This is a genomic window from Pseudomonas sp. ICMP22404 (assembly GCF_006227205.1).
Classification (GTDB): Bacteria; Pseudomonadota; Gammaproteobacteria; order Pseudomonadales; family Pseudomonadaceae; genus Aquipseudomonas.
Genome location: NZ_VCNG01000003.1, coordinates 424,107 through 437,931, shown reverse-complemented (window position 1 = coordinate 437,931; position 13,825 = coordinate 424,107). Strand labels below are relative to the sequence as shown.

The following is a 13,825-nucleotide window of genomic DNA, read 5'->3' as shown; positions in this document are numbered from 1 at the left end:
CCGAAGCATGAGTATGCAAGACATCCACCAGTTGATGGATCGCGAAGATGCCATGGGGCTGGCCGAGTGGGTCCGGCGCGGCGAGGTCCGGCCTGGCGAATTGCTCGAGGTGGCCATCGAGCGCCTGGAGCGGGTCGAGCCGCAACTCAATGCCGTGGCCGAGCGGCTGTACGACTCGGCGCGGGCGCAAGCGGATACGGCTCAAACGGGACAGGGCCCGTTGGCCGGCGTGCCGACCTTGATCAAGGATCTGTTTTCGCCGGTCAACGGGGCGGCGATGACCAACGGCTCCCGCTCCCTGGGAAGCGCTCGGGCGGATTTCGAGGCGGAAGTCGTGACGCGTTTGCGGCGGGCAGGGTGCCAGTTGGTCGGCACCAGCACGTCGCCGGAGTTCGGTACGTCGTACTCCACCGAGTCCACGCGTTTCGGCGCGACTCGCAACCCCTGGAACACCGATTACAGTGCCGGAGGCTCCAGCGGTGGTGCGGCGGCGTTGGTGGCAGCCCGGGTGGTGCCGTTCGCCCATGGCAACGATGGCGGCGGTTCATTGCGGGTGCCGGCCTCATGCTGCGGCGTATTCGGCCTCAAGCCCAGCCGTGGCTTATTGCCGTCGGGACCGATTGTGGGGGAGGGCTGGGCGGGGATGGGCACGCCTCATGCGATCACCTTGTCGGTGCGTGACAGCGCGGCGTTGCTGGACGCGACCGCCGGGATGGATCTCGGCGCGCCCTATGCTGCCCCGGTGCAGGCGCTGCCTTATGTGACCGCAGTGCAGCGCGATCCGAAACCGCTGCGTATCGCCCTGGTCGAGCAGCTCGGCCCCTGGCCGACGTCGCCTGAAAGCTTGCGGGCGGTGGGCGAGGCGGCACGGTTGTGCGAATCCCTGGGGCATCGTGTCGAGCCGGTGAGCCTGCCGGTGGTGTTGCCGGAGTTTCTCGACCAGGTGTTCACTATCATCGGTGCAAGCACCCGTCACTACGTCGATCTGCTGGGCCAGATGCGCGGCCTTGCAGTCCAGGCCGAAGAACTGGAAGTGCGGACCCGGATCATCCTGCGGGACAAGGGTAATGTGAGTGGCGCCCAGTACGCGGCGGCCGTGGAATGGATACACGGCCTGGGCCGGCAACTGGCGTTGTTCATGCAGGATTACGATCTGATCCTCACGCCGGTCTTGACCCGTGAGCCGGCACCGATTGGCGAGTTGGATATCCAGGACGTGTGCCTGAGCCTTGATCAATTGATCGAGCGCTACCACAGCTACTCGCCCTTTACGGCCTTGTTCAATGCCAGCGGACAACCGGCGATGTCGGTGCCGTTAGCCTGGAGTGCCAGGGGGTTGCCGATGGGCGCGCATTTCGCCGGGCGCTTTGGTGAGGAAGCCACGTTGCTGGCCCTGGCCGGGCAACTGGAGCGGGCCCAGCCGTGGCGGGGGCGGATGCCGGCGGTGAATGCTTGTTGGTGAGCTTGACTGGCTAGAAGCGGAGCTTGTTGGCGATGCCTGCCACCGACGGGGCGGGCATCGACAATTTTTTGCGCGGCACTTCGTGTCCTTTCGTAGTGGCTACAACCCGCGATTTAGAGCGGTTGTTCTGTCGCGAAATACCATGAAGGCACAAGGCCAAGGCAATAATTTCAAATCAATATCAAAAAGCCATATTGACCCATTGTCCTACGATCAGTAACCTTTGCTGAATGTTTCAAGGACTGAAAATATGACTGACGGATTAGTTGCGCCTGCTCGCCTGTGCCTGATAGAAAAATTCCTTTCCTGCCCATCTTCTCGCCTGACCACGGTCTTGGCGCAGGATGCCGCTGTCTCCTTGAAACAGTCCGAAATGCTCGCCCGGGTGGCTTGTGCGCGCCAGGTATTGCGCCAGAGTGCCTTGGCGTCTGAACAAGTCGTTGCCATCGCCCTGCCGTCCAGCGTTGAAGTGCTGGTCATGGTGCTCGCGTGCTGGGCCGAGGGGTTGGCGATTGCCTTGCTGCCGCACGAATTGCCCCACGAAAGCAAACGCGAAGGGGCAGGAATAGAAGCGATGCTGGCATTGCTCGATCCGGCCTTGATCCTGACCTCGGGTAGCATCGCGCAGCAGCTTGCGCCAGCGTGGTCGGAGCGGGTCTTGACGGACGTCGCCCTGGTCGAGCGTATGCAGGTCGTGGAAACACCAGTCGATGAACCGGTGCTCAGCCGTCCCGAAAGCCTTGCGATCCTGCAGTTTACGTCCGGAAGTACCGGTGCGCCGAAAGCGGTGTGCATCACCCAGGCCATGCTCAGTGCCAATTGCCAGGCGATTGCCGAACGCGTGGCCGTCGCAGCGGCGGATCGCATGGTGAGCTGGTTGCCCCTGCATCATGACATGGGGCTTTCCGCCCTGACCCTGGCCTGGTGGTGCTCCATCGACCTGGTGTTGATGCCCACCAGCGAATTCAGCCGTCAACCCCTGGCCTGGCTTCATGCGCTGTCGCGCTACAAAGGCACGCTGTCACCGGCGCCGACCTCGGCCTTCGCGTTGCTTGGCCGCCTGGCGGGACGCTTGCGCGACGGCGATTTGGATCTGTCTCATTGGCGCTACGCATGGGTCGGTGCCGAACCGGTTTTCCACGCGCATCTTCGCCAGTTCGAAGCGGCCTTCAGGGCCTATGGCCTGCAAGCTGGGGTACTGCAACCAGCCTACGGCATGGCAGAAGCCGTGGTGGCCGTATCCCTCAATGCGCCAGGCCAGGCGTTGCGCGTGCGCTGGCTGGATACCCAGAGCCTGCATGCCGACGGTGTGGTCCGCGAGCAACCTGAAGGTGCGCCCGGCGCCGCGGCCTATCTGGGCAACGGCGTCGCGGTCGGTGACGTCGAATTGCGGGTGGTGGACGAACACGGCCTGGAGGTGAGCGAAGGCCTGCTGGGCAGTCTGCAGATTCGTGGCAGCAGCGTGATTCGCCGGTACTTGAAGATGGAGCCCGTACGCCCGCAGGCCAGCGATTGGTACGACACGGGTGACCTGGGCTTCATGCTGGGTGCCGAGGTCTACATTACCGGCAGGACCAAGGACCTGATTACCCGTGCGGGGGTGAACGTCAGCCCGCATATCGTCGAATGGTCGCTGGAGCATGGACTGGGTCTTGCGGCAGGTTCTGTCGCGGCGTTTTCCTGCATTGACGGTCGGCATGTCAAAGAGAGCGTCGTGGTGGTGATCGCCGTCAATGCGTTGGGCAATCGTGACCTGGAGGAACTGCGTCGCGAAGTCGCCCGGACAGTGGCGCGTCATGCCGGCGTTCAAGTCGACGACCTGGTGTTGATCCGTCGCGCCGATTTCCCCAAGACCACCAGCGGCAAGATCCAGCGCCAGGCGCTGAGTCGGTTGTACCTGAGTGGCAAATTGAACCCCGCAGCGGTCGCTACAGACGCTGTATCCGCCTGATCCTTCCCTAGCAGCACGGATTGCATACGTGCAAGGAGCACCTGTGTTTGATGTTATTTGCCAGACCATCCACCGCCTCTCGACGCAAGGCATTCTGCCGGCCCACCTCAATGGCTACCCATTGAAGGCCAGCGACACGCTGTTGGACCTGGGGCTCGACTCGATGGGCCAGTTGACGCTGCTGTCGGAGCTTCGGGGACAACTGTCGGCGGATTTTTCCGCGTCTCTGATCGACGCAATGACCACCCTCCAGGAGTTGGCGCAGTTGCTCGAAAACGCCAGCACATTCGAGTTGTCTGCCGCGGTCTGAAGGGGCAAAAGCATGTCCAATACCATCTCTGACAAGGCAGCGTGGTTCGTCAGTGCGCGAGCCGACACGCTGGCGATCCTGATTGGCGGTCCGCTTATTTCGGTGGCGCTGCTGCTGGCTATCATGCAGGGCCCGGCGTTCCTGATCGGTGCGTTGCTGTTCGCACTGTTCCTGGACATTCCCCATGTGTTGCACACCCACGTCCGGTTGTTCGCCGAACCGCTTGAATACCAGCGCCACAAGGTGCGCTTCTGGGCGAGCCTGCTCCTGATCTCGGTGGTTTGCGTCGGGTTGTATGCGATGAATGCCTTGCCCTGGCTGGTCGCAATCTGGGTGTACTGGCAGCCCTACCATGTGTGCAAGCAACACTTCGGTGTGGCCGCGCTCTATGCGAAGAAGGCCGGGTACCGGCATTCGACCCAGCCGGTTCGCGACATGGTGCTGGCGGGCTTCGCAGCTCCTTTGATGTACCGCATCACCCATGGCGGATTCCACTTCGGCGACTACCAGCTGTTCGGGCAGGCGCTGCCGTTCGCCAATATTTCCATCCCGACACCGGCGCTCGATCCGTATTGGGCCTGGCTCGCCTACGGGATATTCGCGCTCATGACCGTGAAGTTCATCGTGACCGAGTGGGCCCATTGGCGACATGGGGAAGGCATGCCCCGTTTTGTGCTGGTGATGCTGGCGGTGTCGTTGGGGTTGTACAACACCGCGTATCTGCTGGTGGATGACCTGTATGCGCTGATTCTGATCGGCACCAGCATCCATGCCTTGCAATACCACCTGGTCTGCACCTCGACGGTCCTGGCGGGCCTGCGCAGAACCCAGGCGCAGCCAACACCCTCCGGTGCGGTGGGGGTGGCCCATGGCTGGGTAAGGCGCATGGGCGCCAGGCCCTGGGTCTGGCTGAGTACCTTGGGTCTGGCCAGTCTGCTGGTCCTGAGCTTGGAACTGCCCTCGGTTGGATTGGTGCCCCTGATCGTTGTTCTTCATCACTTCTACCTGGACGGTGTCATTTGGAAACGTCGATGAAGACTGTCCCCGAGCGGGAGGGGCGAGCGTTTATCGCGGCGTTGCGCCCATTGATCGAGGACTTGCGGCGCCATCACGGGTGGCGTTACCGCCTGGATTTCGGGGTGAGCATCGCGCTGTTCTGGACCGCCTTGTCATTGCTGGACGTCAGCCGCTTTCCGACGTGGCTGGTGCTCTATTCGGTGGCGGTGTTCACCTTGTATCGGTCGGCCATGTTCATCCACGAACTGGTCCATATGCCTCGGCGAGCAGTACCGGGATTCAACCTGATGTGGAACCTGGCCTGTGGGATTCCACTGCTGTTGCCGTCGTTTCTGTACCTGAGCCACATGGACCACCACACGCTGACGCGATACGGCACCCGACAGGATCCGGAGTACCTGCCGTTTCAACGACAGTTTGGCCGTAGCCTGTTCACTTTGCTGATGGGCACGCTCCTGACGCCGCTGTTGCTGTTGGTGCGATTTGCCCTGGTCGGGCCGCTGTCATGGTGCATTCCGTCGCTACGCCGGGTGGTGATCGAGCGCTACAGCGCCGTCACCCTGCATGCGGCCTATCGGAACAGCGCCGCACGGTTCGGTGCTTCACCGGGATACAACCGCCTGCTCGAGGGGCTGACCAGCCTGTATGCCTGGGGGCTGATCCTGATGGCGGGGACCGAATGGTTGCCCTGGTCCCGTATCGGTCTGTTCCTGGCTGTCATCTATGGGGTGCTGGGGATCAACATGTTCCGCACCTGCCTGGCCCATCGCTATGCCTCCAGCGGTCAGCCGGTGTCCCTGCAGTGGCAACTGAGCGATTCCTCGACCCACGCTGTCCAGGGGCGATGGCTGGAATTGTTCGAGCCCCTGAGCCAGCGTTATCACGCGCTTCATCATTTGTTCCCGGCGTTGCCCTATCACGCCATGCGGCCTGCCCATGAACGCATCGTGGCGGCCCAAGGCATGGCGGCAGATCTCTATCGGCAGACCTGCGGCCATTCATCCTCCGTTTCCACGCCTTATTCCACCGAGAATCCGTCATGAGTCGCTGGCAGCAAATCAGTCCGTTTGAGCAATACGTGAACCCCGAGATTGGTGAACTGATTCGCCGGGTCGGGCTCGATAAGACCTTCGTCCGAGGCGAAGGCTGCTATCTGTACGACGAAGAAGGCCGTGACTACCTGGACTTTCTCGGTGCTTACGGTGCGTTGCCGTTCGGTCACAGCCCGGACGAGTTGCTGGCGGAGCTGGCCAGTTTCCAGCAGACCCGGGAACCGATCTTCGTCCAGCCCTCGAGCCTCGCCGCAAGTGGGCTGCTGGCGCAACGGCTGCTTGCCATCGCACCGGGTCAGTACCGCAGCGTGACCTTCCAGAACAGTGGCGCGGAGACAGTCGAGGCTGCTCTCAAGGCGTGTCTGATCAAGACCGGACGCAAACGTATTCTGTCGACGTATCACAGTTTCCACGGCAAGACCCTGGGGGCGCTCTCTGCCACCGGCTCGGACAAATACCAGGCGGGATTCCAGGCCCCGTTGCCGGGTTTCGACTTTGTCGACTACGGCGATATCCACGCCCTTGAGACCCAGCTGCAGCAATATCCGGGCGCCTATGCGGCGGTCATTGTCGAACCGGTTCAGGGGGAGGGCGGCATCAACCTGCCGCCGGCCGATTACCTGCGGCAAGTCCGGGCAGCCTGTGACCGCAGCGGCACATTGCTGATTATCGATGAGGTGCAGACCGGACTGGGGCGTACCGGAAGCCTGTTCGCCAGTACCGGTGTGCAAGCCGATTGCTTGCTGCTCGCCAAGGCCCTGGGTGGCGGCGTCATGCCCATCGGTGCGTGTCTATTGAGCGAGAACGCCTACAGCGCGGACTTCCAGAACAAGCATTCGTCCACTTTCGGCGGCAACACGCTGGCCTGTCGCATCGGCCTGAAAGTGCTGGATCTGCTGCACGAGCGCCAGGGCCTGTTGGACAACGTGCGTGAGAACGGACAGTACCTGCTTGAACAGCTCAAGGCCCTGGCAGCACGACACCCCTCGTTCATCAAGGAAGTGCGTGGCACAGGTTATCTGATTGGCATCGAGTTCCAGCTTGATCGCAGCCACTATCCGCAATTCCACGGTGGCTTCACTGGCATCATGGGCGAGCAGGAGAGCCTGGTGCCGATCCTGGCCAGTTACCTGCTCAACGTCGAAGGCATACGCGTGGCGCCGACACTCAATGGCGCCAACGTGATGCGTGTTGAACCGCCGTTGATTGCCGGCCGTGCCGAATGTGAGCGGTTCATCCAGGCCCTGGCCCGGACCCTGCAATGGGTCGAGGACGGGCGCACAGGCACGCTGCTGGCGCACCTGCTGGACGCAGAACCCAGCCCTGCGGGGCCAGCCGGGCAAGCCAGGCACGGGGTGGACTTCAGCGAGCCGGTGGCGGAGAACCACTTCGCGTTCGTCCTCCATCCGCTGGAGCTGTCGAACTATGCCGAGTTCGATGAAAGCCTCAGCCACTACTCGCAGTCGTCGTTGCAGCTGCTGGAACAGCGCTTGAACCCGCTGCTCGATCCATTCTTCGTCTCCACGGTAACGCTGACATCGCCCGCCACGGGCCGCACGGTCACGGGCGACTTCATCATGGTGCCGCGTTCGGCGGCCCAGCTTGCCGAGATGCCCGTGGAGGAGTCGTGTGCGGTGATTGGCCAGGCCATCGACATGGCGCGGCAGCGCGGCGCCACCCTGGTGGGATTGGGCGGGCACACTTCGATTGTGACGGGAGGAGGGATGCGCCTGCTGGATAAAGGCGTGGCCCTGACCACCGGCAACAGCTACACCCTGCTGACGGCGGTAGAAGCCGCCTGTCGCGCGGTGCGCATGACCGGGCGACGGATGCAGGACATGCGCGTCGCCGTCGTCGGTGCGACGGGCAGCATCGGTTCGGCCATCGCACGGTTGATCGTGGCGCAGGCCGGCCAGGTCACCCTGGTGGGCAACCCCAAGAGCGCACGCTTCAACACCCCGCGTTTCGCTTCAGTGATCAACCAGCTCGTGGCCTACAGCGCGCAGGCGACGGCGGCACCGGGTAGCGTGCTGGCGCATATCGCGCAGCGCCTGGACGAGCAGGACAGTGCCAGCCTCGGCTCGCTGCTCCTGGAGGAAAACGGTCGCCACACGGCGTTGCGCTGGAGCAACGATGTCCAGCAGTCGCTGGCCGACGCCGATCTGGTGTTGATCGCGACCAACAGTGCCGAACGGTTCATCAGCGCGGACGATATCGCCGCCGATGCCATCCTGTGCGACATCTCCAGGCCGGCCAATGTCAGCCAGGACATCGCCATTCGCCGCCCGGACGTGCTGGTGCTCGATGGGGGCATTGTCGAAATGCCCGGCGACGCCCGACTCGGCTCGCGCTACGGCATCCCCGACGACCTGGCTTACGCCTGCATGGCCGAAACCATGATGCTCGCCCTGGAAGGCCTCTCCCGGCATACCAGCCTCGGCCTGGACCTGAGCAACGATGACCTGGAACTGGTCCAGGCGTTGTCCAGCCGCCATGGGTTCAAGCTTGCCGGCTTCCGCAGTTTCGACAAAGCCCTCGACCCTGTCGCCTGGCAGCGATACGCCGAGCGTTTCAATCTTGCCACCGCCGAACCTATCTGACCGAGGAAGCCCGAATGCCGGTATTGGAAAAAACCACGCTGATCAAGGGGCGTAGTTGTGCGGAGGTCTTCGATTTCTGCATGGAGGGGGTCAATTTCCCGAAGATTTTCCCTGAGCGCGTCACCCCGCTGGGCAACATCGACATCGCCGATCTACGGATCACCCAGGGGCGCCAGTTCCGTTTCCGGCACTGGATGTTCGGGTTCATCCCGGCCAACTGGACCGTGGGCATTCGCGAGGTCAAGGAAAATGAATACTTCATCGACGAGATGATCAAGGGGCCGTTGAGTGCCTTCCGGCACGAGCATCGGGTCGCAGCGGCGGCCGGCGGCACGCTCTATACCGATCGGGTCACTTACAGGGCGATAGGGGGAGCATTACTGGAGCGGTTGTTTGTGGATGCCTACATGGACCGCATCTTCGAAGCCCGTCATCGCAATATGCAACAACTACTGGACGCCTCATGATCTCGATTGAAGTAGTGAACACAGCCAAGCGCCTGAAGCAGTTCATCGAACTGCCTTTCCGCTTGTACGCCGACGATCCGAAGTGGGTGGCGCCCCTGCGCAGCGACATGAAGCGCATCCTGTCGCCACGCCACAACCCGTTCTTTCGCGAAGCGCAGATCGAGCATTTCCTGGCGGTGGACGGACAGGGCCAGGCGCAAGGCCGGATAAGCGTGAGCATCCACGCCGAGTACAACCAGCGTTTCGGCGACGAGCATGTGTTCTTCGGCTTTTTTGAGGTGACCCCTGACCCTGCCGTTGCGCGAGCCTTGTTCGAAGCGGTTGCCAATTGGGCCCGGGCTCGCGGCAAGTCCAGGCTACTGGGGCCTTACAGCTACACCTCGACCCAGGACGCCGCGCTGCTGCTGGAAGACCTGGACGGGCGTCCCCCGACGCTGCTGCAAACCTATAACCCGCTCTGGTATGCCGAGACCCTCAAGCAGGTAGGGTTCGACCTGGCGTTCACTTTCAGCACCTACGGTGTCGATGCCGAGCAGTATCGTGCGCGACGCAAGGCCAGCCGCAGTGAAAAAGTGCTGCCCGGCAGCCAGTTCAGTGTGCGCACGGCGACGCGTGCCGACCTCAAGTCCAATCTGGAAGAGATTCGCTGCCTGTTCAACAGCGCCTTTGCCGAAAACTACGAAGTCGCGCCGATCTCCCAGCCCAGCTTCAAGTTTCATATCGACAGCGTGAAAGCCTTCATCGACCTGGAGGGGATCAAGCTGATCGAGCTCGACGGCCGAGCGGTGGCGTTCTTTGTGATTTTGCCGGATCTGAACCAGATACTGAGCCAGCTCAAGGGCCACTTTGGTTTGTTCGATCTATTCAAGTTGGGGCGCTACAAGCGCAGCGTCAACGGGGCGGTCATTGCCTTGATCGGCGCCGATCCGTCGGTACAGGGGCGCGGTCTCGGGCGGTTGATCGGTGATGAAATCGTCCGTTATGCCGAACCGCGTTTCGATCGGGTGGACACCATGTGGATCGACGACCGCAACCCATCCAGCTACGTGCTGGCGCGCAATGTCGGGATGCGCCGGACCAAGCGCTATGGTGTTTTCGGACTCGATCTGGCTGAAGCAGCGCTCTGAACTGGAGTTGTAGACGAAATGGATATCCCTTTGATTTCCTTGAGTGGGCTGAAAAAAATCTACCCCAGCGGCGATGAGCGCAGCCTGGTGCTCAACAGCATCAACCTGGACATTTCCCGCGCCAGCATGACAGTGATCCGGGGTATATCCGGATCGGGCAAAACCACGCTTCTCAATATACTCGGCGGCTTGGATCGGGCCGATGAGGGCCAGGTGCGCGTGGGAGACGCGAGCCTGGACAGCATGGACTTCAAAGCCTTGACCCGGTTCCGGGCCGAGCGCGTGGGCTTCATCTTCCAGTTTCACAACCTGATCCCGACGTTGACGGTCAAGGAAAACGTGTTGACCGGGCTTGAGCCGATCCGTTCGGTCACGCCACGGGACCATGCGCGTGCCGAGGAGTACCTGCGAAAAGTCGGGCTGCATGAGCACGCCGAAAAATTCCCCTCCAAGCTGTCGGGCGGCCAGCAGCAGCGGGTGGCAATCGCGAGGGCGCTGATCAAGGAACCGCAATTGATTCTTGCGGACGAGCCCACTGGCAGCCTGGATGAAGAGACCGGGATGCGGGTGTTCGAACTGTTGCGCCAGATGCAGGCAGAGAAACAGATCACCGTGGTGATCGTCACGCACAACCCCGGGCTGGGGCAACATGCCGATCATGTCTACGAGATGCGCTCGGGCAATCTGCACAGGGCCGACTCATGAACATGCTGGTACGGCATGTGCTTCGCTCGGTTCTGGTGATTCGCTATCGGTTGCTGACCATTGCGCTGATCTGTGCCTCGACCTTTGGCGTGCTGGTGGGCGCCTACTCGGCCATCGACAGTTTGTTCAGCACCGTCGAGGACATCCAGTCCAATGCCGCCATGGCGGAGTTGGAGGTGATCTTTGCCCCCGAAGACCTGATCAACCTGCCGGCGTTCGATGACATCGACGGCGTGACCGCCATTCATCATCGGTTATTGATGCCCGGGCTGGCGCCCCTTGGCGGTGAGCAGCCGGTCGCTGGATTGATGGTCAGTGCACCCGCGCAGGACTTCCTGGCGGTCAACCGCTTGAAGGTTTTGCAGGGACGCCTGCCCGAGGCCATGGAGACCACGGGGATCGCTCTGGAGCGAAACTGCGCGCAGTTCCATGGCAAGGGCGTGGGGGATCGTTTCAACTTCACCGCGGGGCGGGCCGAGTACCCGGTGGAGGTGATCGGGATTGTCGAAAGCCCCGAATACCTGGTTGCACCCCTCAACCCCAGCGTCTATGTGCCCAGCAACGGTTCGCTGTGCGTGCTGTTTGCCGACCAGGCGCTGATGCACCAGCAGTTGGGCTTCTCGGCCATCAACAGCCTGTTGTTCAGCCTGTCGCCGGACGCCTCGCTCGCGCAGGTCAAGCAGCGCATCACCGAGCGCGCGCAGTCACGCCTGGCGGTGGATTATGTGTTGCCGCGCCAGGAGCAGTTCAGCCAGAAGTTCCTCGAGCTGGACCTCAACACCTTCAAGGTCTTCCTGCCCACGGTGGTGCTGATTTTTGCGCTGTCGTCGACCCTGGTGGTGTTCTTCCTCATGTATCAGTGGGCCAAGGAAGAGCGGCCGCTGATCGCCATGTTTCTGACCCTGGGCTATAGCCGTCGACAGGTGGCCTGTGCCTATGGCTTGCCGGCACTGATGTTGATCGCACTGGCGTTGGTCCTGGGTTGTGGCTTTGCGCTGTTCGACATGTATGCGTTCGGCTTGAACTACGCGCGAGCCATCGGCATGCCCGAGCCACAACTGATGTTCAAGCCACCTTATCTGTGGCGAGCCGGCCTGTTGCTGTGCGGCACCGTTGCACTGGGCATGTACCTGCCCATGCGTTCCATTCTCAGCATCACACCTATGGACGCCTTGCGTGATGTCGGTGCCGGTCAAGAGCAAACCCTGGCGCTGCGCATGGTGGCTTGCCTGCGGCACATTGGCGGACCTTTCTGGTTCCGCTATTCGTTACGCAACTTGCTGCGCAGTTGGCGCATCAGTCTGGTGACGGTCCTGGCCATGTCAGCGAGTATCGCGATCACCATCGCGTTCTACATTTCCCTGACGTCGATGGAACGCACCGCCATCAGCAACGTCGAGCGTGACAACTGGAGCCGCGTGGTGGACCTGGACGTGGCCTGGTGGGACGAGGACATCGCCCGTCTCAATGGCCTGGCGCCAGGCAGTCGCTGGTCGACCTTCGTCAAGGGCGGTGCCCAGGTCAGCGGCCAGGGGCAGTTGGACAACGCCAGTCTGCTGGGTATCGAACCGGCGGACGGCGTGCGTCATGTGAACCTCATGGAAGGCCGGATGCTGTTGGACGGCGACCTTGAAGCTTTGGTGATCGAGCGCCGTATCGCTATCGCACAGGGTGTGGGTCCGGGAGACCGGCTGACCCTCAAGGTGCGCGGCAATCTCTATCCGGCCAAGGTTGTCGGAGTGTTTTCCGGGGCGCTGCCGGGCGAAATCATTACCACTCGACGCTTCGCCCAGCGCATGTTGGCCCTCGATGAGCAATTCACCGGCGCCTACCTGATCGATGCGGGAAGCAGCGGCCTGGACGACGCCGCGATCTATGCCTTGCCGGGCGTGGTGCGGGTAACGTCCAAGCAGAACATTGTCGCTTCCATTCTCGAAATCAGCTCGCACATCTGGGTGATCATCCATATCTCGGCGTTGATGAGCATCGCCATCGCCCTGTTGTTTGCCATCACCAGCATGAACTTCAGCATCGTGGGGCGGCGCGGTGAGTACGGTGTACTGCGGATCCTCGGTTTCAGCGACCGCAGTGTGTCGCTGATCATGCTCTGTGAAACCCTGAGCATCGCCGTGGTCGCTGGCATTGTCGCCATCCCCCTGGGGTATGGCCTTGGCGCCGTCCTCAACCATCGCTTGACCGATGTCTGGTTCAAGATCAACACCGACCCTGCCTTCAGCGATTTCTGGCGAGTCATCCTGCCGGCGTTGGTGATCATTCCCTTTGCGGCGATGCCTGCCATTCGCCACGTATTCCGCATCCCGGCGGTTGACACTCTCAAGCTCAGGAACTTCGGATGAACCACAAGCTGCCTGTTACTTTTTCCCTGTTGATGATGTGCATCGGGTCAGCCCATGCCGACGACGCGCTTTCAGTCATGCGCGATTCCGATCGCCGCATGAAAGCGGCGGACGAAAGGGTCGATTACCGCATGGAGTTGCTGGAAGGCGAGCGCTTGACGTTCACCCGCCAGCTCAGCCGCCTGGACAAGCGAATGAGCGATCGCACGGGGACCTTGGTGCGCTTTACCGCTCCGGCAGCCGTGAAGAACGTTGCGCTGCTGATCGAAGACAGTGGCAAGGCCATCAACGATATCTGGTCCTACACCCCGTCGACCAAAAGCCTGCGGCGCCTGGCGGGCTCGCAAAAGCAGAATTGGTTCATGGGCACGGACTTCACCTACGAGGATTTCGAAGACTACAAGCTGGACAGCTATCAGTTCACCAGCCTGGCGTCTTCCGAGCCTTGCCTGAGTTGGCCGGCCTGTCGGCGTATCGAGGCGAAGGCAAAAAGCGAAGAGGCGGACGTGTCCGGTTATTCGCGCAAGGTCTACTACCTCGAAGAGGCCAGTCGCTACCCGGTGCAGGTGGACTATTTCGATCGCCAGGGCGTGCTGGTCAAACAGCTCAAGACCGAGGGCCTGCAATTCGTCGATGGCTTCAGCAGGCCGACGGTGCAGACCATGCACAACCTGGCTGCGAACAAGAGCACACGCCTGATCGTCGAGAAGGTCAGCATCAATCTCGGCGTCGCTGACGCTGAGTTCACCCAACGTGCATTGCGCACTGAACACTGAT

At 61.8% G+C, this 13,825-nt stretch carries 11 protein-coding genes; all 11 read left to right on the top strand.

The window, feature by feature from the left end; translation table 11 throughout:
• Positions 1 to 7 precede the first annotated feature (7 nt).
• The 11 genes from FGE05_RS07845 (at position 8) to FGE05_RS07795 (ending at position 13,824) form a co-directional block, all read left to right on the top strand.
• A complete protein-coding gene (locus FGE05_RS07845) occupies positions 8 to 1,462 on the top strand; it encodes an amidase (RefSeq protein WP_139643427.1) in 1,455 nt (484 codons plus the stop codon).
• A gap of 250 nt (positions 1,463 to 1,712) precedes the next feature.
• A complete protein-coding gene (locus FGE05_RS07840; protein WP_139643425.1) occupies positions 1,713 to 3,413 on the top strand; it encodes an AMP-binding protein in 1,701 nt (566 codons plus the stop codon).
• Positions 3,414 to 3,456: 43 nt separating this feature from the next.
• Positions 3,457 to 3,723 (top strand): acyl carrier protein, encoded by a 267-nt coding sequence (locus FGE05_RS07835; protein WP_139643421.1) that lies wholly within the window; start codon positions 3,457 to 3,459, stop codon positions 3,721 to 3,723.
• Positions 3,724 to 3,735: 12 nt separating this feature from the next.
• Positions 3,736 to 4,758, top strand: a complete 1,023-nt coding sequence (locus FGE05_RS07830) for a hypothetical protein (protein WP_139643418.1) — start codon at positions 3,736 to 3,738, stop codon at positions 4,756 to 4,758.
• Positions 4,755 to 5,783, top strand: a complete 1,029-nt coding sequence (locus FGE05_RS07825; protein ID WP_139643415.1) for a fatty acid desaturase — start codon at positions 4,755 to 4,757, stop codon at positions 5,781 to 5,783. Before FGE05_RS07830 ends, FGE05_RS07825 begins: the two co-directional genes overlap by 4 nt.
• On the top strand, positions 5,780 to 8,392 hold the full coding sequence (locus FGE05_RS07820; protein WP_217510168.1) for an aminotransferase class III-fold pyridoxal phosphate-dependent enzyme: 2,613 nt from the start codon (positions 5,780 to 5,782) through the stop codon (positions 8,390 to 8,392). The genes FGE05_RS07825 and FGE05_RS07820 overlap by 4 nt, the downstream gene beginning before the upstream one ends.
• A 14-nt stretch (positions 8,393 to 8,406) precedes the next feature.
• Positions 8,407 to 8,859 (top strand): SRPBCC family protein, encoded by a 453-nt coding sequence (locus FGE05_RS07815; protein WP_139643413.1) that lies wholly within the window; start codon positions 8,407 to 8,409, stop codon positions 8,857 to 8,859.
• Positions 8,856 to 9,986: a hypothetical protein gene (locus FGE05_RS07810; RefSeq protein WP_139643410.1), complete on the top strand. Its 1,131-nt coding sequence runs from the start codon at positions 8,856 to 8,858 to the stop codon at positions 9,984 to 9,986. The genes FGE05_RS07815 and FGE05_RS07810 overlap by 4 nt, the downstream gene beginning before the upstream one ends.
• Before the next feature lie 18 nt (positions 9,987 to 10,004).
• Entirely contained in the window at positions 10,005 to 10,691 is a 687-nt protein-coding gene (locus FGE05_RS07805) for an ABC transporter ATP-binding protein (protein WP_139643407.1), read from the top strand.
• Complete coding sequence (locus FGE05_RS07800; protein ID WP_139643404.1) at positions 10,688 to 13,048, top strand: ABC transporter permease; 2,361 nt, start codon at positions 10,688 to 10,690, stop codon at positions 13,046 to 13,048. The genes FGE05_RS07805 and FGE05_RS07800 overlap by 4 nt, the downstream gene beginning before the upstream one ends.
• Positions 13,045 to 13,824, top strand: a complete 780-nt coding sequence (locus tag FGE05_RS07795; RefSeq protein ID WP_139643401.1) for an outer membrane lipoprotein-sorting protein — start codon at positions 13,045 to 13,047, stop codon at positions 13,822 to 13,824. The genes FGE05_RS07800 and FGE05_RS07795 overlap by 4 nt, the downstream gene beginning before the upstream one ends.
• The last annotated feature ends 1 nt before the right edge of the window (position 13,825 follow it).

Excerpts from the sequence above, each read along its gene's own strand:
- FGE05_RS07795 (WP_139643401.1), top strand. The coding sequence starts at position 13,045 with ATGAACCACAAGCTGCCTGTTACTTTTTCCCTGTTGATGATGTGCATC.
- FGE05_RS07800 (WP_139643404.1), top strand. The coding sequence starts at position 10,688 with ATGAACATGCTGGTACGGCATGTGCTTCGCTCGGTTCTGGTGATTCGC.
- FGE05_RS07815 (WP_139643413.1), top strand. The coding sequence starts at position 8,407 with ATGCCGGTATTGGAAAAAACCACGCTGATCAAGGGGCGTAGTTGTGCG.
- FGE05_RS07820 (WP_217510168.1), top strand. The coding sequence starts at position 5,780 with ATGAGTCGCTGGCAGCAAATCAGTCCGTTTGAGCAATACGTGAACCCC.
- FGE05_RS07845 (WP_139643427.1), top strand. The coding sequence starts at position 8 with ATGAGTATGCAAGACATCCACCAGTTGATGGATCGCGAAGATGCCATG.
- FGE05_RS07840 (WP_139643425.1), top strand. The coding sequence starts at position 1,713 with ATGACTGACGGATTAGTTGCGCCTGCTCGCCTGTGCCTGATAGAAAAA.
- FGE05_RS07825 (WP_139643415.1), top strand. The coding sequence starts at position 4,755 with ATGAAGACTGTCCCCGAGCGGGAGGGGCGAGCGTTTATCGCGGCGTTG.
- FGE05_RS07805 (WP_139643407.1), top strand. The coding sequence starts at position 10,005 with ATGGATATCCCTTTGATTTCCTTGAGTGGGCTGAAAAAAATCTACCCC.
- FGE05_RS07830 (WP_139643418.1), top strand. The coding sequence starts at position 3,736 with ATGTCCAATACCATCTCTGACAAGGCAGCGTGGTTCGTCAGTGCGCGA.
- FGE05_RS07810 (WP_139643410.1), top strand. The coding sequence starts at position 8,856 with ATGATCTCGATTGAAGTAGTGAACACAGCCAAGCGCCTGAAGCAGTTC.